The 18,371-nt window shown below is 74.3% G+C and carries 20 protein-coding genes; 10 read left to right on the forward strand and 10 right to left on the reverse strand.

All coding sequences use genetic code 11. The features are described from left to right. Positions 1 to 61: 61 nt before the first annotated feature. Positions 62 to 652, forward strand: coding sequence for a DinB family protein (locus CFP66_RS35870; protein ID WP_094929784.1), 591 nt, complete (start codon positions 62 to 64; stop codon positions 650 to 652). Positions 653 to 661: 9 nt separating this feature from the next. On the opposite strand, the gene CFP66_RS35875 is transcribed toward CFP66_RS35870, so the two are convergent. From CFP66_RS35875 to CFP66_RS35885, 3 genes are all read right to left on the reverse strand, one after another. Further along, positions 662 to 1,405 carry an FkbM family methyltransferase gene (locus tag CFP66_RS35875; protein ID WP_094929785.1) on the reverse strand — a complete coding sequence of 248 codons (744 nt, stop codon included), beginning with the start codon at positions 1,403 to 1,405 and terminating at the stop codon, positions 662 to 664. Between the two features lie 289 nt (positions 1,406 to 1,694). Continuing rightward, complete coding sequence (locus CFP66_RS35880) at positions 1,695 to 2,810, reverse strand: S9 family peptidase (protein ID WP_094929786.1); 1,116 nt, start codon at positions 2,808 to 2,810, stop codon at positions 1,695 to 1,697. Positions 2,811 to 2,855: 45 nt separating this feature from the next. Further along, positions 2,856 to 4,187: a hypothetical protein gene (locus tag CFP66_RS35885; RefSeq protein ID WP_094929787.1), complete on the reverse strand. Its 1,332-nt coding sequence runs from the start codon at positions 4,185 to 4,187 to the stop codon at positions 2,856 to 2,858. Positions 4,188 to 4,294: 107 nt separating this feature from the next. On the opposite strand from CFP66_RS35885, the gene CFP66_RS35890 reads away from it, so the two are divergent. The 3 genes from CFP66_RS35890 (at position 4,295) to CFP66_RS35900 (ending at position 7,025) form a co-directional block, all read left to right on the forward strand. Then, the gene (locus CFP66_RS35890) at positions 4,295 to 5,431 is read left to right on the forward strand and encodes a sensor histidine kinase (RefSeq protein WP_094929788.1); all 1,137 of its coding nucleotides are present in this window, start codon (positions 4,295 to 4,297) and stop codon (positions 5,429 to 5,431) included. A gap of 59 nt (positions 5,432 to 5,490) precedes the next feature. Further along, a complete protein-coding gene (locus tag CFP66_RS35895; RefSeq protein WP_094929820.1) occupies positions 5,491 to 6,093 on the forward strand; it encodes a response regulator transcription factor in 603 nt (200 codons plus the stop codon). 140 nt (positions 6,094 to 6,233) lie between these two features. Beyond that, positions 6,234 to 7,025, forward strand: a complete 792-nt coding sequence (locus tag CFP66_RS35900) for a putative protein N(5)-glutamine methyltransferase (RefSeq protein ID WP_198961889.1) — start codon at positions 6,234 to 6,236, stop codon at positions 7,023 to 7,025. A gap of 51 nt (positions 7,026 to 7,076) precedes the next feature. Here the strand turns inward: CFP66_RS35900 and CFP66_RS35905 are convergent, their stop codons facing one another. After that, positions 7,077 to 8,339, reverse strand: a complete 1,263-nt coding sequence (locus tag CFP66_RS35905; RefSeq protein WP_094929790.1) for an MFS transporter — start codon at positions 8,337 to 8,339, stop codon at positions 7,077 to 7,079. A gap of 183 nt (positions 8,340 to 8,522) precedes the next feature. On the opposite strand from CFP66_RS35905, the gene CFP66_RS35910 reads away from it, so the two are divergent. Genes CFP66_RS35910 through CFP66_RS35925 form a run of 4 tightly spaced genes read left to right on the forward strand, consistent with a single transcriptional unit; the run spans position 8,523 to position 12,665 of the window. Further along, on the forward strand, positions 8,523 to 10,058 hold the full coding sequence (locus tag CFP66_RS35910; protein ID WP_233159990.1) for an ABC transporter substrate-binding protein: 1,536 nt from the start codon (positions 8,523 to 8,525) through the stop codon (positions 10,056 to 10,058). 46 nt (positions 10,059 to 10,104) lie between these two features. Next, positions 10,105 to 11,043, forward strand: coding sequence for an ABC transporter permease (locus CFP66_RS35915; RefSeq protein ID WP_094929791.1), 939 nt, complete (start codon positions 10,105 to 10,107; stop codon positions 11,041 to 11,043). After that, the gene (locus CFP66_RS35920; protein ID WP_094929792.1) at positions 11,040 to 11,825 is read left to right on the forward strand and encodes an ABC transporter permease; all 786 of its coding nucleotides are present in this window, start codon (positions 11,040 to 11,042) and stop codon (positions 11,823 to 11,825) included. Before CFP66_RS35915 ends, CFP66_RS35920 begins: the two co-directional genes overlap by 4 nt. 36 nt (positions 11,826 to 11,861) lie before the next feature. Next, a complete protein-coding gene (locus tag CFP66_RS35925) occupies positions 11,862 to 12,665 on the forward strand; it encodes a TauD/TfdA family dioxygenase (RefSeq protein WP_158228333.1) in 804 nt (267 codons plus the stop codon). A 61-nt stretch (positions 12,666 to 12,726) separates the two neighbouring features. Here CFP66_RS35925 and CFP66_RS35930 read toward each other — a convergent pair whose 3' ends face one another. Further along, positions 12,727 to 13,086, reverse strand: a complete 360-nt coding sequence (locus CFP66_RS35930) for a cupin domain-containing protein (RefSeq protein WP_094929794.1) — start codon at positions 13,084 to 13,086, stop codon at positions 12,727 to 12,729. Between the two features lie 50 nt (positions 13,087 to 13,136). On the opposite strand from CFP66_RS35930, the gene CFP66_RS35935 reads away from it, so the two are divergent. Continuing rightward, the gene (locus CFP66_RS35935; RefSeq protein ID WP_094929795.1) at positions 13,137 to 13,610 is read left to right on the forward strand and encodes a DUF1992 domain-containing protein; all 474 of its coding nucleotides are present in this window, start codon (positions 13,137 to 13,139) and stop codon (positions 13,608 to 13,610) included. A 3-nt stretch (positions 13,611 to 13,613) separates the two neighbouring features. Here the strand turns inward: CFP66_RS35935 and CFP66_RS35940 are convergent, their stop codons facing one another. From CFP66_RS35940 to CFP66_RS35955, 4 genes are read right to left on the reverse strand one after another with little or no spacing between them, the layout of a single operon-like run. Beyond that, positions 13,614 to 14,567 (reverse strand): DMT family transporter, encoded by a 954-nt coding sequence (locus CFP66_RS35940; RefSeq protein ID WP_094929796.1) that lies wholly within the window; start codon positions 14,565 to 14,567, stop codon positions 13,614 to 13,616. Then, positions 14,564 to 15,001, reverse strand: coding sequence for a heme-binding protein (locus tag CFP66_RS35945; RefSeq protein ID WP_094929797.1), 438 nt, complete (start codon positions 14,999 to 15,001; stop codon positions 14,564 to 14,566). The genes CFP66_RS35940 and CFP66_RS35945 overlap by 4 nt, the downstream gene beginning before the upstream one ends. Before the next feature lie 14 nt (positions 15,002 to 15,015). Then, positions 15,016 to 15,426: a nitroreductase family deazaflavin-dependent oxidoreductase gene (locus tag CFP66_RS35950; protein WP_094929798.1), complete on the reverse strand. Its 411-nt coding sequence runs from the start codon at positions 15,424 to 15,426 to the stop codon at positions 15,016 to 15,018. A gap of 10 nt (positions 15,427 to 15,436) precedes the next feature. After that, positions 15,437 to 16,144, reverse strand: coding sequence for a M50 family metallopeptidase (locus CFP66_RS35955; RefSeq protein WP_233159992.1), 708 nt, complete (start codon positions 16,142 to 16,144; stop codon positions 15,437 to 15,439). A gap of 71 nt (positions 16,145 to 16,215) precedes the next feature. On the opposite strand from CFP66_RS35955, the gene CFP66_RS35960 reads away from it, so the two are divergent. After that, positions 16,216 to 17,121: a MerR family transcriptional regulator gene (locus tag CFP66_RS35960; protein ID WP_094929799.1), complete on the forward strand. Its 906-nt coding sequence runs from the start codon at positions 16,216 to 16,218 to the stop codon at positions 17,119 to 17,121. 202 nt (positions 17,122 to 17,323) lie between these two features. On the opposite strand, the gene CFP66_RS35965 is transcribed toward CFP66_RS35960, so the two are convergent. Then, positions 17,324 to 17,959, reverse strand: a complete 636-nt coding sequence (locus tag CFP66_RS35965; protein WP_094929800.1) for a LysE family translocator — start codon at positions 17,957 to 17,959, stop codon at positions 17,324 to 17,326. Positions 17,960 to 18,371: the final 412 nt, after the last annotated feature.

Below are 18,371 nucleotides of genomic sequence, written 5' to 3' on the forward strand. Positions count from 1 at the left end.
ATCCGCCCGGGACGCGCCGAACCCCCGATCATGGATGCGGAGCCCCGGCTACTGTCGCGGCATGACCGGACCGGAGACCGCTGCCGACCCGATCGCGTCCGACCTGCTCCGCTACCTGCAGGAGTCGCGGGAACGCCTGGTGTCGGCCCTGGACGGGGTGTCGGAGTACGACGCCCGCCGCCCGTTGACACCGAGCGGGACCAACCTGCTCGGGCTGGTCAAGCACCTCGCCGGGGTCGAGTTCGGCTACCTCGGCGACTGCGTCGGGCGTCCGGGCCCGACCCTGGCCTGGGTGGCCGACGGCTCGGTCTGGGACGGCGCGGACATGTGGGCCACCGCAGGCGAGAGCCGCGCCGGGACCGTGGAGCTGTACCGGTCCGCGTGGCGTCACTCCGACCGTTCGGTCGCGGAGCTGGGCCTGGGCGCACCGGCCCACGTCGGCTGGTGGCCCGAGGAGCGGCGGGACACCACCCTCGGCTCGCTGCTGGTCCGGGTGGTCGCGGAGACGGCCCAGCACGCGGGGCACGCCGACATCGTCCGGGAGTCGATCGACGGTCGTGCCGGCGCCGACCACGACGATGTGGGCGACGCCGCCTGGTGGGCCGGTTACGTCGCGAAGATCGAGCAGGCCGCCCGCGACGCCGCATCCTGATCTGCGGCGTCAGCTCAGGCGCGCGTAGACGTCGCCGGAACGGCCCAGCGGCCGCATCCGTTCGAGCAGCTGCCTCAGCTCGGCCGCGTCGAGCCAGCGCTCGGACGCGAACCGCATGGTCTCGACCGGCGAGTAGTTGTAGGTGTAGCCGCCCGCGCCCAGCTCCTCGACACGACCGAGCACCGCCAGCGCCGCGTCGTGCGTCGGGGGCAGGTACTCGAACGACAGCGCGCGCAGCGGCCGGCTCAACCCGGCCAGGACCTCGGCCTCGAAGCCCTCGACGTCGATCTTGCAGAACGCGGGCTCGCCGTGCGCGGCGATGAGGCCGTCGAGGGTCACCACCTCGACCTCCACGGAGCGGTCCCAGCGCACGCGGGCGAAGCTGCGGTCCGAGGCCACCGACTCCCGCCAGGCGGGCGAGAGCGACGAGACCGTCGGCGTCGCCGTGGAGACGCCCAGCCGCGCCCGCCCGGCCGTGGCGCCGACCGCGGACGGCACGAGGGTGACCCCGCGGTCGCGGCCGAAGAGCAGGCGCAGCACGCGCAGGCAGTCCGGCTGCGGCTCGACCGCGACGACCCGCGCCCCAAGACGCCGCCAGGTGCGCACCCGGCCGCCGACGTGAGCGCCGATGTCGAAGGCGAGGTCCCCCGGCCCCAGGAACCCGCCGTACAGCGCCAGCGCGCGCCGGTGCTTGGCGGGCTGGCCGTGGTAGATGACCAGGGAACGGACGATGCCCCGTGCGCGGCCCAGCATCGCCAGATCCTAGTGTCCCCCCGCCGGAAGTCCGCTGGGCAAGTCGGTGGATCCAGGTTCTCGCTGCGTGTGCCGGGCGGCGACCCTCGTACCGGGTCGTCGACCGGTGCGCGCAGCGTGGAGCTGGGCCGCCGAAACTGTTCGGCGGACTTCCGGTGGGGGGCACTGGGCGCGGCCGGGCCCACCGGCCCGCACCCCGCCGAAGATCCATCCGCAGCCGATGATCGTTGCGAGATCGAGCGGATCGCCCCACCGAGGACGCAGAGCTGGATCTCGCAAAGATCACCGGTCAGGCCCGGGTGCAGACCGCGGGCAGTGCGGGCGGCGCCAGGCCGTGGTCGGTCGCGAAGCGGGTGGCGAGCCAGCCGCTCACGAGGTCGAGCACCTCGGGATCGATGGCCGTCGGGATCGACGCGTACTCGGCGGGTGCGCCGGTAACCGCGGGCTGCATCAGATGGTTGAGCTGCGGGAACGTGCAGACGGTCGCGTCCGGACCGGCCGCGAGCAGCTCCCGCGCCGCCGGCGCGCTCTGCGTGGCGGGTACCTGCACGTCCTTGCCGCCGTAGACGGCGAGGACCGGCACCCTCAGCGCGCGCAACGACGGCGCCGGGTCGTGCAGCACGAGCGAGCGGAAGTACGGCGTGACCGGCAGCTGCGCCTCGATCTGCTCCGGAGTCGGCCGCTGCTCGGGGGGCATCAGCTCCAGCTGCCGCCCGATCTCCCGGCGGGCGAGCACCCGGGCGGAGTCGGTGTCGCCGACTCGCAGCAACCGGGTCAGCTCGCGCACGTAGGCGACCTGCGCTTCGGCGTCCGCGAGCCGGCCCAGCTGCGTGAACAGCGTGCGGTTCTGCGCGACGAGCACCTCCTCCCCGGACACCGCGGGCCCGGCCAGCGACACGACGAAGGCCGCACCGGTCTGCCCTGCCGCGAGCGGCGCCAGGACCCCGCCTTCGCTGTGCCCGAGCAGCCCCACCTGCGCGGGATCGACCTCCGGGCGTGCGCGCAGGAACTCCACACCCGCGGTGATGTCGGCCACGAGCTCGCCGTAGGTCGCCTTGTCCAGCACCCCACCGGACCCACCTACGCCGCGGTCGTCGACGCGCAGCACCGCGTAGCCGGCGCGGGTGAGCGCCTCGGACATCACCAGGAACGGCCGGTGGCCGAACAGCGCGCTGTCGCGGTCCTGCGGACCACTCCCCGAGATCAGCAGGACGGCAGGCGCCGGGCGCTGCGACGCGGGCAGGGCGAGCGTGCCGGCCAGCTCGACGCCGTCGCCCGGATAGCTCACGTCCTCGTTCCGCAGCGGCGGCTCGGCGGCGGCCGGCGCGGGAACGGCGTCCCCGCAGCCGGCGAGCGCGAGCACCGACGCCACGAGCGCCGGCACGATCCTCGTCCCTGTGAGCATCAGGTCCTCACCTCCTCATTGTTCTACTAGATGTATAACAGATACTCACAGGAGGAGGAGACCCCAGTACAGCGCCCAGGGCACGAACAGCGCGCCCGCGACCGTGACGAGGCGATCGCGCAGGAGCGCGGAGCGCCAGCGGGAGACCGCGGCCACCGTGGCCACGAGCGCCACGGCGCTGAGCAACTGGGCGCCCAGCCACGGCAGGGGCCTGCCCAGCACCAGCGGACCGGTGTCGACGCCCTGCCAGCCCGAGGACGCCAGCAGCGACAGGAGCGACAGGACCAGGCCGACGATCGCCGTGGCCCCCGAGGCGGCCAGCGTCACCGCGGGCCAACTGCACCGGACGCGTCGACGAGCGACGAGCGCGGCCACGAGGTGCGTCGTGAAGGCGAGCAGCAGCACCACCGCCGTCCCGACCTGCACCTGCCAGGACTCCCACCACGCCGAGCGCGCCGGCTCGACGCTCGGCGTCGCCTGGGCCGGCAGCGGCTCGGCGGTGGCCGCGGGCACCTCGCCCGCGGCCACCGCCCGCACCCACCGGCCGACCACGTCCGCGTAACCCGGGGTCAGGGAGTTCAGGTCCATGCCCTCCGCGGTGCCGGGGTGCAGGGAGTGGTTCGCCCCCGCGAAGAACTCGACGGTGAGGCTGCCGGGGACGGTCTCCAGGAAGCGCGCCGCGCTGTCGGCGGGCGGCACCTGCTCGTCCTCGGCACCCCACAGCGCGAGCACCGGCAGGTCCAGCCGCCGCAGCCACGGCTGCGGGTCGTGGTGCGCCGCGGCGAACAGACCGGCATCGGCGGCGAGCCGGTGGAAGGTCGACGGGTAGGTGTGCAGCAGGGATCCCTCGACGCCCGCGCGGTGCAGCTTGTTGGCCGCGTTCCAGATCTGCGAGCGCAGCGGCGACCACCCCGGCCCGCCGACCGTCACCACGAACTCCACGCGCTCGTCGCGCGCCGCCGCGATCGGCGCCACCCAGCCGCCCTCGCTGATGCCCCACAGTCCGGTGCGCGCCACCCCCGGCTGTGCCTCGAGGACGTCCAGCGCGGCGAGCGTGTCGCCGGCGAGCTGCGCGTAGTCCCGGTGGATCCCGGAGTAGCCGACGCTGCGCTTGTCCGGTGCCAGCACCACGATGCCCTGCCGGGCGAACGCCTCCGCCTCGGCGGTCAGGCTCTCCCACGGGTTGCCGCCCCCGGAGCCGTGCACCAGCACCATGCCGGGCAGCTCGCCGCCGTCGCCCGCGGGTCGGAAGATCCGTCCGCCGAGCTGCTGGCCGTCGGTGGTCGTGATGGTCACGTCCTGCGTCGCCACGACCTGCGACCCGTCGGGGCCCGGACCCACGGCCAGGGCGGCGGCCAGCACGGCGGCGAGAATCACGAGAACCTCCAGGAGAGCGGGGAGCTCGAAGCCTCGCGGGAGAACCGCGGCGGCACATCGCCGTCGTCGGCGATCTCCGCCTCGCCCGGACGGGGGATACTTCCTGCGTGCCCGGTCCCGACGCCCACACGCGCGAGCGGCTCCGGGCATGGGCACGGCGGCGCACTCCCCCGCCACTCGCCGTCGACGCGGCCATCGTGCTGGCCGTGCTGATCGGGCAGTCGGTGCCGTTCCTGTTCACCCAGCGGTTGGCCGGGCCGCAGGCGTGGACCGTCGCCGAGTACCTGCCGGTGCTCGGCGCGTCGTTGCCGCTGATCCTGCGGCGCCGCTACCCCCTGGCCGTGCTGATGACGGTGCTGGCCTCCTCGTACGCCTACGCGCTCAACGACCCCGACATCCCCGAACAGCCGATCTGGTACGGCTGGCTCGTCGCGACCTACACGGTGGCCACGCTGTCGCCGCCGTGGAAGCGGGCGCTCGCGCTCTGCCTCGGGGTCAGCGGGGCGCTGTCGGCGTCCTTCACGACGTTCGTCCGGGGAGCGCTCACCACGCTCGCCGCGTACGCGCTCGGGCGCTCGGCCGTGCAGAACCGGGCCTACCTCGAGCTGGCGCGGGAGCGGGCCGCCGCGCACGAGCGCACGCGGATCGCCCGGGACATGCACGACGTGCTGGCCCACGGCGTCAGCGTCATGATCGTGCAGGCCGAGGCGGGCCCGGTGGCGCTGCGCACCGCGCCGGAGAAGGCGGAGGCGGCGTTCGAGGCCATCGGCGAGGCCGGCCGGGAGGCGCAGGCGCAGCTGCGGCGCATCCTCGGGCTGATGCGGTCGCCGGATCAGCCACGGGACCCGGCGCCCGGGCTCGCCCGCATCCCGGAGCTGGTCGCGGACGTGTCGCGCACGGGGCCCGCGGTGCGGCTGGTCACCAGTGGCCACGCCCGCCCGCTCGCGCCGGACGCGGAGGTCGCCGCCTACCGCGTCGTCCAGGAGACGCTCACCAACGTGCTCAAGCACGCGGAGGCCACGGCCGTCGAGGTCCGTCTGGACTGGGCGCACGACGAGCTGGTGATCAGCGTCAGCGACGACGGCACGGGCGCGGCCCGCTCCCGCCCGGAACCGGGCCACGGCCTGCTCGGCCTCCGGGAGCGCGTCGCGGCGTGCGGCGGCACCGCGCGGTTCGGACCCGGCCCGGGAGGACGCGGGTTCCGGGCGCAGGTGCGGCTCCCGGCGGCGGACGGCGCGCCGTGACGGCGCCGATCACCGTCGTGGTGGCCGACGACCAGGAGCTGGTGCGCGGAGGCTTCGCCATGATCATCGACGCCCAGCCCGACCTGCACGTCGTCGGCGAGGCTGCGGACGGGGTCGAGGCCGTGGCCGCGGTGCGGCAGCTGCGGCCCGACGTCCTGCTCCTGGACGTCCGGATGCCGCGGGTGGACGGGATCGCGGCCGCCCGCACGGTGTGCGCCGAGACGGCCACGAAGGTCGTCATGCTGACCACGTTCGACCAGGACGACTACGTCTACGCGGCGCTGCGCGCCGGGGCCAGCGGATTCCTGCTCAAGGACGTGCGGCGCGACGACCTCGTCCACGCCGTGCGGGTGGCTGCCGCGGGCGACGCCCTCCTCGCCCCGGCCGTGACCCGCAGGCTGATCGACCAGGCCGTGCGAACGACGCTGCGGTCCGACCCGCCCGCGCACCGGCTGGACGTGCTGACGCAGCGCGAACGCGAGGTCCTCGTCCTGCTCGGCCGGGGGCTGTCCAACCCGGAGATCGCCGCCGAGCTTGTCGTCAGCGATCACACCGTGAAGACCCACGTCAGCAACGTGCTGAGCAAGCTGGGTGTGCGCGACCGGGTGCAGGCCGTGATCGCGGCCTACGAGACGGGCCTGCTCCGGGCGGGCGAGCCGTGACCGGCTAATGTCCGCAGGCCCCATCGGCGACAGCACGAGGAGGTGAGACCGATCAACGCACGGCCCGATCGGGCGCTCCCCCCTCGTCCCGCCGGATAGGCGGCTCCGGGAGCGTCCTCGCGACCCCCTTGGAGACCCTCGTGTCCACCCCTTCCGCCGTCCCCGACGTCGTCGGCCGCCTGCGCGCCGCAGGCTGCGTCTTCGCCGAGGACGAAGCGCGCCTGCTGCACGACGCCGCGCGCACGCCCGCCGAGCTCGACGCGCTCGTCGACCGGCGCGCCGCCGGTGAGCCGCTCGAACACCTCCTCGGCTGGGTCGAGTTCGCCGGGCTGCGCCTCGCGGTCGAGGCCGGCGTCTTCGTGCCGCGCCGGCGCACCGAGCTGCTGGCCCGCGAAGCCGCGGCGCTCGCCGCACCCGGCTCCGCGGTCGTGGAACTGTGCTGCGGGGTGTGCGCGGTCGGTGCCGCGGTGGCCGCCGCAGTCCCGGGCATCGACCTGCACGCCGCCGACATCGACCCGGTCGCCGTGCGCTGCGCCCGCCGCAACGTGCCCCGCGCCCATGTGTACGAGGGCGACCTGGACGCGCCGCTCCCGGTGTCGTTGCGCGGCCGCGTCGACGTCCTGGTGGCCAACGCCCCCTACGTGCCGACCGAGGCGGTGGGGATGATGCCGCCCGAGGCGCGCCTGCACGAACCGCTGGTCGCGCTGGACGGCGGCGCGGACGGCCTCGACGTGCAGCGACGGGTGATCGCCGCAGCACCGCTCTGGCTCGCGGGAGGCGGGCACCTGCTGATCGAGACGAGCGGGGCCCAGTCCCCGCACACAGCGGCGGTGATGGAAGCAGCCGGCCTGCACGCGCAGGTCGTCCGGGACGAGGAACGAGACGCGACAGCCGTCATCGCCACCCGCCCACCCCGCACGTCGGAGCCATGATGCGAATGGTGAGCGCACACAATCTTCAGTAAGGCTCCAAGGTGCGGCGGGTCAGGCAGCGGGGACGTGGAGGGCGCCTCGGCGGGCCAGCATCGCTATCGCTGCTGCGCTCGCCACGGGGATCAGGGCCAGGGCCAGCCAGGCCAGGGCGGGGGGCGCCACCGTCGGGTCCAGGAGCGTGCCCGCCGCCGTGCTGCCGACCAGCACGGCGACGCCGCCCGCCGAGGACAGCACGCCGAAGTGCGCGCCGAGCCGGCGTTCCCCCGCGAGCCGGGGCACGAGGTCCTGCGCCAGCGGCTGCGTGATCATCTGGCCCCCGGTGAGCAGCACCACGAAACCGACGGCCGACCACAGCGCGAGCGGGCCGGACGGCGTCGGCAGCAGTGCCGCCACGGCGACCAGCACGAACGCGAGCGCCATCAGCGCGAAGCCCAGGACGATGGCGTGGCCGGTGTCGAACCGGCGGATCCAGCGGGTGGTCGGCAGCTGCCCGGTGATCACGAGCAGCGAGGCGAGCGCGAACAGCCAGCCGAGTGCCGCCTGGTTGCCGGTCGCCCGCACCAGCTCGACGGGCAACGCGAGGTAGAGCTGGTTGTAGCAGACGAGGTAGCCGGCGTACCCCGCCGCGAACGCGAGGAACGGCCTGTTGCCCAGCACCTCCGCCCATCCCGCCAGCACGGGCTCGCCGGCGTGCTGCGCGGGGCGGTTGGGCAGCCAGTGCAGGTGCGCGAGCCCGATGAGGACGAACGCCACCGCGGCGACCAGGCACGAGACCCGGAAGTCGACCAGCAGCAGGAGCGTGCCGACCAGCGGGCCGACGACGGCACCGACCTGGCCGCTGACGGCGAACATCGCGAAGACGTCGGCGCGCACCAGGCCCTCGCCCGAGCGCTCGCCCGCCTCCCGCGCGAGCGAGGACTCGACCGCGGGCGAGAACAGCGCCGCCGCGAAGCCGGTGAGCAGCGCGCCGGCGATGACGCCGACCAGACCGCCGGCCGCGGCCAGCAGGACGAAGCCGAGCACGCGCAGCGCGCACCCGGCCAGCACCACCGGCTTGGCACCGATCCGGTCGGCGAGGGTGCCGCCGATGACGAACAGGCCCTGCTGGCTGAAGGTCCGCAGGCCCAGCACGAGCCCGACGACTCCGCCTGCCAGCCCGAGGTCCTCGGCGAGGTGGACCGCGAGGTAGGGCACGACCATGTAGAAGCCGACGTTGAACGCGAGCTGCGTGAGCACCAGCAGCCGCATGACCGGGGGCAGCCGGCCGAGCCCGCCGAGCAGGCGCCAGCGGCGGAGTCCGGTCGAGGGATCCATAATCGCCAATAACTAGCATCTGCGGCCAAGGGGCGACAAACCGGCCCCAGCGCACCCATGCACGTCCGTGCACACGTTTGACAGCCTGCTCACCCGATCAGATGATCTGGGTCGAGTCGATCCCGGCGCCGCTGCCGGTCCCGCCGCGTCCGATCGTCCGGACGCCCCGCCGAGAGGCCCCCCGTGCTCCGTGCCCGTCCCCCGGCGCTGCCACGCGCCGTCGTCGCGCTGCTCGCGGTCCTGCTGGCCGCCGCCTGCGGAGCGCCGCAGCCGACCGGGGAGCCGGTGCCCGACGGCGAGCTCACGATCGCCATGCAGTTCGCCCCGCGTTCCGGCTACGCCCTCGACACCGACGACGCGTTCGTCCTCACCCAGCTCGGCGCCACCGAGACGCTCGTCGCCGCGGGCCCGGACGGGCAGCCCGTCCCCCGTCTCGCCACGTCCTGGGCCCGGGCGGACCCTCAGACCTGGCGCTTCGAGCTGCGCCCCGGCGTCACCTTCCACGACGGCACCCCGCTGACCGGCCAGGCCGCCGCCGCGGCGCTGAACTGGGTGGCCGGCGTGGCCGCGCCGCCCCGCGCGGTGCGGGGCATCGGGCTGGTGGCCGAACCCGAGGGCGACGCCGCCGTCCTGGTGCGCACGAGCGCCCCGGACCCGATCCTGCCGCTGCGACTGACCAGCCCGAACACCGCGATCCTCGCGCCGTCGGCCTACCAGGGCGATGGGCCGCCCGCGGTGCTCGGCACGGGCACCGGCCCGATGCGGCTGACCACCACCGACCCGGGCGCCGCGAGCCTCGAGCGCTACGACGCGTACTGGGGTGGACGGCCGCAGCTCGCCACCGTGCGCGCCGAGTACGTGCCCGACCCGGCCGCCCGGGCGCTGGCGTTCCGCGCCGGGGACGTCGACATCGCCCAGGGCCTGCCCGAGCCGGCCGTGCTCGAGCTGTCGGCCACCGACGGCGTCGAGGTGCAGACCGTCGCCGCGCCCCGCACCGTCACCCTGTTCCTGAACCAGTCCGCGGCGCCGTTCGCCGACATGCGGGTCCGGCGCGCGGTCCAGCAGGCGATCGACCGCACCGCGCTCGCCGAGCAGGCCCTCGCGGGCGCGGCGCTGCCGGCGTCGGACCTGTTCGGACCTGCGGTGCCGTGGGGGTCGACCGCGGCACCACCGCCCCCGGACCCGGCCGCCGCCACCGCGCTGCTGGCCGAGGCCGGGTACGGGCCCGGCAACCCGCTCACCGTGCGGCTGTGGACCTACCCGAACCGCCCCGAACTGCCTGTGCTGGCCACCGCGGTCCAGGCGATGCTCACCGAGGTGGGGATCAACGCCGAGATCCAGGTGGGCGAGTACGCCACGCAGGAGGCGGAGGTCCTCGCCGGGAGCTACGACATGTTCCTGCTCTCCCGCAGCTACCTGACCGACGTGCCCGATGCGGCAGGCGTGCTGACCAGCGACTACACCTGCGACGGCTCCTACAACCTCGACCGGTACTGCTCGCCGGCGTTCGACGCGCTGGTGGCCGGGCTGTCGGGCGTCACCGAGCCGGTCGAGCGCCAGGAGGTCTTCGCCCGCGCCGCGCAGCAGCTCGTGGCCGACGCGGTCGGGGTGCACCTCGTGCACAGCCAGGACAGCGCGGCCGCACGCGGCGTCGTCGGCTTCACGGCCGACCCCACCGGCAAGGCACTGGTCACCGCGGAGCTGTCGGCCACTGGATGAGCGGAGCTTGCGGAGTGAACGGACAAAGCTGAGCTGAGGGGGACCCGTGCTCGGCACGTTGCTGCGCCGGCTGGCGCCGCTGCCGGTGGTGCTGCTGGTTGCGTCGGTCGTGGTGTTCCTGCTGCCACGACTCGCGGGCGTGGACCCGGTGCGGGCGGTGCTGCGGGCACGCACGGCCGAGTCGGTGCCCGATCCCGCCGTGGCCGCACGGCTCGCCCGCGAGCTGGGGCTCGACGCCCCGCTGCCCGAGCAGTACCTGACGTGGCTGGGGCAGGTGCTGCGCGGCGATCTCGGGCTCTCGTTCGCCACGCGCGCGCCCGTCGCCCCGCAGCTGCTCGACGCGCTCGGGGTCTCGGCGCTGCTCGCGGCGCTGGCGCTCGCGATCGCCGCCGCCGTCGGCATCCCGGCCGGGGTGCAGGCCGCGCGCCGGCGGGGCGGGGTGCTCGACCGGGTCGTCACCGGCGCCTCGGTGCTCGGGGTGGCGGTGCCGGAGTTCATCCTGGCGCCGGTGCTGATCCTGGTCTTCGCCGTGGCGCTGCCGGTGCTGCCGGCCACCGGCTGGGGCGATCCGGCCGACGCCGTGCTGCCCGCGCTCACGCTCGCGCTGTTCCCCACCGCGCTCGCCGCGCAGCTCACCCGCGCCGAGATGCTCGACGTCCTCGCGCGGCCGCACGTCGCCCTCGCCCGCGCGAAGGGGGTGAGCGAGCGGCGGGTGCTCTGGGCGCACGGGGCGCGGCTCGCGCTGACCTCGGTGACGTCGTTGTCCGGTGTGTTCTTCGCCGGGTTGCTCGGGGGCGCGGTGGTGGTCGAGGTCGTGTTCGCGGTGCCCGGGCTGGGCCGGCTGCTCTACGACGCGGTGCTGGGGCAGGACCTGCCGGTGTTCCAGGCGGGCCTGCTGCTGGTGGTCGCCGTGGCGGTGGTGGCCAGCGCCGTCGCCGACACCGTCGCGCTCGCCGCCGATCCGGTGGCACGGGAGGCGTCGTGAGGCGGGTCCCGCCACTGGTCGCGGTGGCCGCCGGGCTCGGCGTGCTGCTGCTCGTGGCCGCGTTGCTCCCGCTCGACGCGCTCGGCAACGACCTCGCCCACCGGTTCGCGCCGCCCTCACCCGCGCACCCGCTGGGCACCGATCACCTCGGCCGCGACGTGCTCGCCCGCCTCGCCGCGGGCGCCCGCATCTCGGTCGGGTTCACCGTGCTCGCGGTGGCCGTCTGCGCCGTGCTCGGCACCACCGTCGGGCTCGCTGCCGGCTACCGCGGCGGAGCGCTCGCGCAGGTGCTCGGCCGGGTCGTGGACGTGCTGGTCGCGGTGCCGTCGCTGGTGATCGGCCTGGTGCTCGCCACGGTGCTGCGTCCGGGCGTCGCGACGCTGCTGCTCGCGGTGCTCGTCACCGGGTGGACGCCGTTCGCCCGCCTGGCCATGGGCCTGGCCGTGCGGGAGGCCGGCGCGGAGTACGTGCAGGGCGCGCTCGCGATCGGCGCCACCGACCGGCGCATCCTCGCCCGCCACGTTCTCCCCAACGCGATCCGCCCGCTGGCTGCGCACGCCTGCATGCGCTTCGCCCACACCCTGCTGACCGTGGCCGGCCTGTCGTTCCTCGGCCTCGGACCGCAGCCCCCGACGCCCGAGTGGGGCGCGATGCTGAACGAGGCGCGCCCGTACCTGTTCCTGCGGCCGGGGCTGGTGCTCGTGCCGGCCGCGGCGATCGTCGCCGTCGCGCTGGTGGTCGTCCTGCTCGGCCGGGCCCTGGAGCGGCGCTGGGCCGCGTAGGCTGCTGCCACATATCTGCGACAGCCAGGAGGTGGCGTGGCCGGGAACGACGGACGGCGTAGCGGGACGGTGCGGCCGGAGCTGAAGGTGCTGGTCGGCGATCTGGGGATCGTGCCCGCGCGAGCCCAGGGCGGCGTGGCGCGGGCCGTGCTCGAGCGCGACGGGGCGGTGATCGTGCCGAACAGCGGCGACGACCCCGAGGAGCTGGTCGTCGCCGCGGCGCGGCTGCTGGGCGGCCGGCTCCGGGAACTGTTCGGCATCCGCGCCCAGCACGGCGTCGACGCGGCACGCCTGGGCATCCACAGCGACGGAGCGAACGTCGTCGTGGACGTCCACGGTCAACACGTCCGCCTGCGCCACCCGGACGAGGACTACCTGCTCATGCTGTGCACGGCCCCGGCCCGCGAGGGCGGCGACTCCGTGCTGCTCGACGGCTACGCGCTCGTCGAGGCGCTGCGCACCGCCCGTCCGGAGCTGCACGCGTTCCTCACCGGCTGCGACGTCGACTACTTCGGGGCGTGGGTGAACCCGGCGCGGGGTGTGCCGGCCACCCCGCTCGTGCGTCGGATGGTGGAGCACACCCGCGGCGGGCGCCGGGCCGTGCGGGCCAGCGACTACGCCGCCCCGGTGCCACGCGAGCCACGCTGGGACGAGCACCTCGCCTTCCTCGAGGAGTACGCGGACGTGCTCGCCACCGCGCAGGACTGCGCCGCCGCCTTCCGGATGGACGCGGGCGACCTCCTGGTCCTGGACAACTACCGCTACCTGCACGGCCGAGACGCGTACCAAGGAGAACGGAAGCTCCACGTCCTGACGGTCCGCACGACCGACGCCTTCTGAGGGACGAACGGCACTTTCGTTGCTTCCTGGCTGACGAGGGTGCCGTTCGTTGCGTCAGGCCTCAGTCGCGGTGGGCCGTGTCCAGGGCGAACGCGGGCAGGCACACCGCCACGTACTCGGCGCCCTCCGCGCCCGGGGAGCTGTAGCGCACCCACTCCCCCGCCGCTGTCTGCACGGCCTGGCCTGCGGCGACGGTCAGCTCACCGCCCTCGTGCTCGACGCGCAACGCGCCCCGCAGCACGAGGGTGAACTCGTCGAACTCCGGCCGCTGCCCCGGCTCCGACCAGCCCGAGGGGCTGCGCATGTGGGCCATCGACAGCCGTGCGTCGCCGGTGTTCACCCGGCCCACGTACTCGTCGATCGTCTTGGGCGGCTCGCCGGCCGCCGTCACGCGGCTGGGGCTCTCGATCAGTCTGGGCACGCGGCAGATCCTCCTCCACCCGGTACCGTCGGTGGCCGGGGAGGCGTGGGATGAACGAGGCGTACTGGGCCCGCTACGAGTCCACGATCGACAAGCAGATCCGCATGGCCGAGGAACGCGGCGACTTCGCCGACCTCCCCGGCAAGGGCAAGCCGCTGCCCGGGCTCGACGGCCCCGACGACGAGAACTGGTGGATCAAGAGATACATCGCGCGCGAGGGCGTTCCCTCGGAGGCGATGCTCCCCACCCCGCTGCAGCTGCGCAAGGAGGCCGAGCGGCTCCCGGACACCGTCCGCGCGCTGCCCACCGAGGAGTCCGTCCGCGGCGCCGTGGCCGAGCTGAACCGGCGGATCGCGCAGTGGCTGCGCGCCCCGTCCGGGCCGGCGGTGCCGGTGCGCCTCGTCGACGCCGACACGATCGTCGCGGGCTGGCGGCAGCACCGCCCGGCCCCACCGCCCGCACCCGCAGCGCCGGCCCCGCAACCACCCCACGTCCCCTGGTGGCGCCGCCTCCGGCGGCCGTGAGCCTCAGGGTTCGACGGCGAGTGCGGCCGGGCTGGCCGATTTCGTCGCTGCTGTGCTGGTCAGGGCCACGCCCGCGAGGATCAGCGCCCCACCCAGCAGCTGCACGGGCGTCGGCACCTGGTTGAGCAGCAGCCACGACGCCACGGCCGAGGCCACCACCTCCAGCAGCGCCACGAGTGAGCCGCGGGAGGCACCGATCCGGGCGATCGCGGCCACGCCCGTCAGGTAGGCGATCACCGACGAGACCACGACGAGCAGCGTGGCCGCGACGGGCCAGCCGACGTCGACGCCCGCGAGCAGCACGTCCGTGGCCGCGGTGTCGATGACGATCGGGAGCAGCCCGATGAGCCCCAGCAGCGCCACGACGACCGTGCCGACGGTCATCCCGACGCCGGCGAGCACGAGCGGCGGCGTGGAACTGCCGGCGCGGTCGGCCACGAGGAAGAACGAGGCCTGGCAGACGGCGGCGGCGAACCCCCAGGCCAGGCCCTCCCACTGCAGCGCGACTCCGCTCCAGACCTGCACCACGAGCGACAGGCCGAACAGCGCGACGATCGCGCCCGCCAGCGTGCGCCTGCTCGGCGGCTGCCTGCGTACGGCCCAGACCCAGGCGATCACCAGGATCGGACCGGTGTACTCCAGCAGCAGCGCGACCGTGACCGGCAGGTACTGCAGTGCGTTGAAGAACGCCACTTGCACGCCCGCCGTGGCGAGCACGCCGTAGAGCACGAGTGCGGGACCGTCGGCCCGCAGCGCCGCCAGCACGCCGGGCCGGACGATCGCCAGGATCACCAGCAGGATCGCGGCCGCGCCGCCCAGCCGGACGAGCACCGCGCCGCTGGCCGACCAGCCGGCGTCCGTGAGCGCCTTCGCGAACGGGCCCGAGAGCCCGAACGTCACCGCCGAGACGACCGCGAGGGCGAGCCCGGCGGCGGTGCGGTCGGTCGTGGTGGTCAGTCCTCGGCTCCCGTCTGCGCCACGAGGCCGGCGGCCTCGATGCCGGCCACCGCGGCGGCCTCGTCGTTCAGCGAGGCGTCGCCGCTGATGCCGACCGCGCCCAGCAGCGCGCCGTCGGCGTCGCGGACGAGCACGCCACCGGGCACCGAGACGACCTTGCCGCCGGCGAGCCCGACGAGCGAGGTGTAGATGTCCGGGGAGTCGGCGGCCCGGGCCGCGAGGGCGCGGTTGGTCATGCCCATGCCCAGCAGCCCCCAGGCCTTCGCGGTGGCGAGGTCGGGCCGCAGGTAGCCGGAGCCGTCCTGGCGACCGAGCGCGACGAGCGCACCGCCCGGGTCGAGCACGGAGACGGTGAGAGGCTGGAACCCCTGCTGGGTGCCGTGGTCGAGGGCGGCGCGCACGATGGTCTGGGCCTGGTCGAGGGTGATGGGCATGCCCTGATCCTGCCTCAGGCCGCCCGGGTGAGCCGCAGCAGTGGGATCGTGCGGTCGGTCTTCTCCTCGTAGTCGCGGAAGCCCGGGGCCTCGGAGACCACGCGCTCCCACAACGCGTCGCGCTCGGCCCCGGTGACCTCCTCCGCGACCACCTCGTACTTCTCGGTGCCGACCTCGACGACGATCTTCGGGTTGGCCTTCAGGTTGTGGAACCAGGCGGGGTGCGTCGGGGCGCCCGCGGCGGACCCGACGATGATGGTGCGGCCGTCGCCCTCCGGGAACTGTACGAGCGGGATCACCCGCTCCGTGCCGGACTTCGCGCCGATGTGGTGGATCAGGATCATCGGGGCGCCGGCGAAAGGACCGCCGACACGACCTTCGTTGGCGCGGAACTCGTCGATGATCTGCTGGTTGAAGTCGCTCATTGTTCTCTCCTCATGTGAAAAGCAGCACCCAGGCCGCCACGATCGCCGTCGCTGTTGCGAGCAACCCGAACAGCAACACCCACATTCCGCGTGGCACGCGTGTCAGACCGGCGAGCATGTCCGCGTCCGAGGCACCGGAGTTGCGGCGGCTGCGCTGCAGCTCGCGCACCGCCCGCATGCCGCCGAACAGCAGGAACCAGCACAGCGCCGCCGCGAAACCCTCCTGCAGCCGGGGCTCGCCCCACCACGCGACCGCTCCCACCAGCGCGCCGGTGGCCAGCACCGAGAACACGCCGTAGAAGTTGCGGACGTGCACCAGCGTGGCCACGAGCAGGGCGATCGCGATCCAGAGCATCAGGGCTGCCCGGTCCCCTGCCACGAGCGCGGCACCGCCGAGCCCCAGCAGCGACGGCGCCGGGTAGCCGCCGAGGAACGTGAAGACCAGGCCGGGGCCGCGGCGGGCACCGGTGGAGACCGTCAGGCCGGAGGTGTCCGCATGCAGCCGGATACCGGTGAGGCCGCGCCCGGCGATCACCGCGACGAGGGCGTGCCCGCCCTCGTGGGCGATGGTCACGACGGTGCGGGTCCAGCGCCACGACGCCGACCACAGCACCGCCAGCAGCGCGAGCGCCGCGGCGAGGAGCACGGCGGGCCGCTCGTCGAGCAGCAGCGTGGCCGTGTCGACGACCTGCTGCAGTGCCGTCGCCCCGTCCCCCACACGAGCAAGTCTGGCACGCTCGCGAAATTCCGTGTTGACCTTCCAGCCGCTGGAGAGTCGAGGATCTTCCCATGGCCGAAACGACCCTACTGACGATCGGGCAGCTCGCCCGCCGCTCGGGCGTACCGGTGCGCACCATCCGGTTCTGGTCCGACGAAGGCATCCTGCCCGAGACGGACCGGACCACCAGCAACTACCGCCGGTACGACGGCCGCGCCGTCGCCCGGCTCGACCTCGTCCGCACGCTGCGCGAGCTCGGCATGGGCCTGGAGGACATCCGCCTCGTGCTCGAGCGCAGGCGCAGCGTCGAGGACGTGGCGGCCTCGCACGTGCAGGCCATCGACAACCAGATCCGCGCCCTTCGGACCCAGCGTGCCGTGTGCACGCTGCTCGCCCGGGGCGCTCCCACCGCACGGAAGGCAGCACTCATGAACGACCTCGCCCGGCTCTCCGCCAGCGAGCGCCAGCAGATGATCGACGAGTTCGTCGACGCCACGTTCGCCGGCACCGACCCCGACGCACCCGGAGCGGGCATCGCCACGAACATGCGCACGCTCCCGAACGCACTGCCCGACGACCCGACCACCGAGCAGGTGGAGGCGTGGGTGGAGCTCGCCGAGCTCGTGAGCGACCCGGCGTTCCGCGCACGGGCCCGGGAGATGGCCGTCGCCGGCTCCCAGGCCGACGCCGAGCCGCCGCAGTTCGACCCGGCGCCGGTCGTCGAGCACGCCGGTGGCGCCGTCGCCGCCGGCACCGCGCCCGATTCGCCCGAGGGCCAGGCCGTTCTCGCCCGGATCATCGAGCCCGGCATGGACGCGGCGGCCCGCGACGAGCTGGCCGACACGATCGACACCTTCACCGACCGCCGGGTGTCCCGCTACTGGGACCTGCTCGGCATCCTGAACGGCTGGGGACGCGCCCCGGCGCAGATCGAGCCGTTCGAGTGGTTCAGCGCAGCCCTGCGCGCCCACCCCTGACCCGCGAGTCGGGGCCTTGGCCTCCGAGAGTCAGGGCCTCCGTGCACGCGAGTCGGGGCCCGGGCCTCCGCGAGTCGGGGTGTGGAGCACGCGAGTCGGGCGTTCGAGCACTGCGGGTCGCGCGGATCCTGTGGCGGGAGTCGGCACGCTCGCGAACGTGCACCCGTTCCGCCTCCGGGTGGAGCGGGTGCGCGTTCGGCCGTCAGTCCTTGCGGCCGGTGAGGGCGAGACCCGCGCCCATGACTATCAGCGACGTGCCGCCGATCCCGCCCATCCACCGCAGCCGCCCCGGCGACGTCGCGAACCAGGACCGGGCGGTGCCGGCGGCCAGGCCCCACACGCTGTCCAGGGTGGCGGCGATGACGGCGAACAGCAGTCCGAGCACCAACATCTGGGTGGTCGCGCTGCCCGCTTCCACATCCACGAACTGCGGCAGGACGGCCGCGAAGAAGACCAGCAGCTTGGGGTTGGTGAAACCGACGATCACGCCCTGCCAGAACATCCGGCGGTCGGCGGGGCCGGCGGGCTCGCCGAGCCGGGCGATCAGGTCACCGCGCGCTCGGATGGTGTGGATACCCAGGTAGACCAGGTAGGCGGCGCCGACCAGCTTGAGCACGGTGAACACCGTGGACGACTGGGCGGCGATCGCCCCGAACCCCAGCGCGACCACGACCGCCACCATCGCGGCGCCCGTGGTGTTGCCCGCCACACCGGTGAGGGCGGCCCGCCTGCCGTGCGCCAACGCGCGGCCGACGACGAACAGAACGCTGGGACCAGGGATGATCACCAGAATGATGCAGGCGACGGCGAACGCGAGAAGGGTCTCCACCGAGGGCATGACCCGACCCTAGCCAGGTGGCGGCGCACCGCCTCCTGATTTGCCGGGCACGATCAACGGGCTCGGGCCGGCCGCGATCACACCGCCCCGGCGGTGATCGCTTCGATCCGTACTTGACGGTTCCACCAACCACGCTCACGTGCGGGTCGGAGCGATCACCGCTCGCGAGACGTACCTGAGCGCGGTGTCCACCACCATCACGTGCGGCCCGAAACGATCACGGCGATCGCCGACCGCCCGAACACCCGGCCCGGACGGCGCGACACGCGCGCGCCAGGCCCCGACTCGCGGGTGGAGGCGCGCCCCCCTCCCGATGCTCCTATGGAAGTCAACCCGTGATCTGAAGATCTTGGTGGCTGTGGGTTAGGGCGGTGTAGACCTCGCGGGCGACGTAGCGTTTGAGGCATCGGAT

This window comes from Pseudonocardia sp. MH-G8, assembly GCF_002262885.1.
GTDB lineage: Bacteria > Actinomycetota > Actinomycetes > Mycobacteriales > Pseudonocardiaceae > Pseudonocardia.

What these genes read in the sequence shown, in the direction of transcription:
- CFP66_RS35870 (WP_094929784.1), top strand. Translation starts at nt 62, where the DNA reads ATGACCGGACCGGAGACCGCTGCCGACCCGATCGCGTCCGACCTGCTC.
- CFP66_RS35875 (WP_094929785.1), bottom strand. Translation starts at nt 1,405, where the DNA reads ATGCTGGGCCGCGCACGGGGCATCGTCCGTTCCCTGGTCATCTACCAC.
- CFP66_RS35880 (WP_094929786.1), bottom strand. Translation starts at nt 2,810, where the DNA reads ATGCTCACAGGGACGAGGATCGTGCCGGCGCTCGTGGCGTCGGTGCTC.
- CFP66_RS35895 (WP_094929820.1), top strand. Translation starts at nt 5,491, where the DNA reads ATGATCATCGACGCCCAGCCCGACCTGCACGTCGTCGGCGAGGCTGCG.
- CFP66_RS35905 (WP_094929790.1), bottom strand. Translation starts at nt 8,339, where the DNA reads ATGGATCCCTCGACCGGACTCCGCCGCTGGCGCCTGCTCGGCGGGCTC.
- CFP66_RS35935 (WP_094929795.1), top strand. Translation starts at nt 13,137, where the DNA reads ATGAACGAGGCGTACTGGGCCCGCTACGAGTCCACGATCGACAAGCAG.
- CFP66_RS35945 (WP_094929797.1), bottom strand. Translation starts at nt 15,001, where the DNA reads ATGCCCATCACCCTCGACCAGGCCCAGACCATCGTGCGCGCCGCCCTC.
- CFP66_RS35950 (WP_094929798.1), bottom strand. Translation starts at nt 15,426, where the DNA reads ATGAGCGACTTCAACCAGCAGATCATCGACGAGTTCCGCGCCAACGAA.
- CFP66_RS35960 (WP_094929799.1), top strand. Translation starts at nt 16,216, where the DNA reads ATGGCCGAAACGACCCTACTGACGATCGGGCAGCTCGCCCGCCGCTCG.
- CFP66_RS35965 (WP_094929800.1), bottom strand. Translation starts at nt 17,959, where the DNA reads ATGCCCTCGGTGGAGACCCTTCTCGCGTTCGCCGTCGCCTGCATCATT.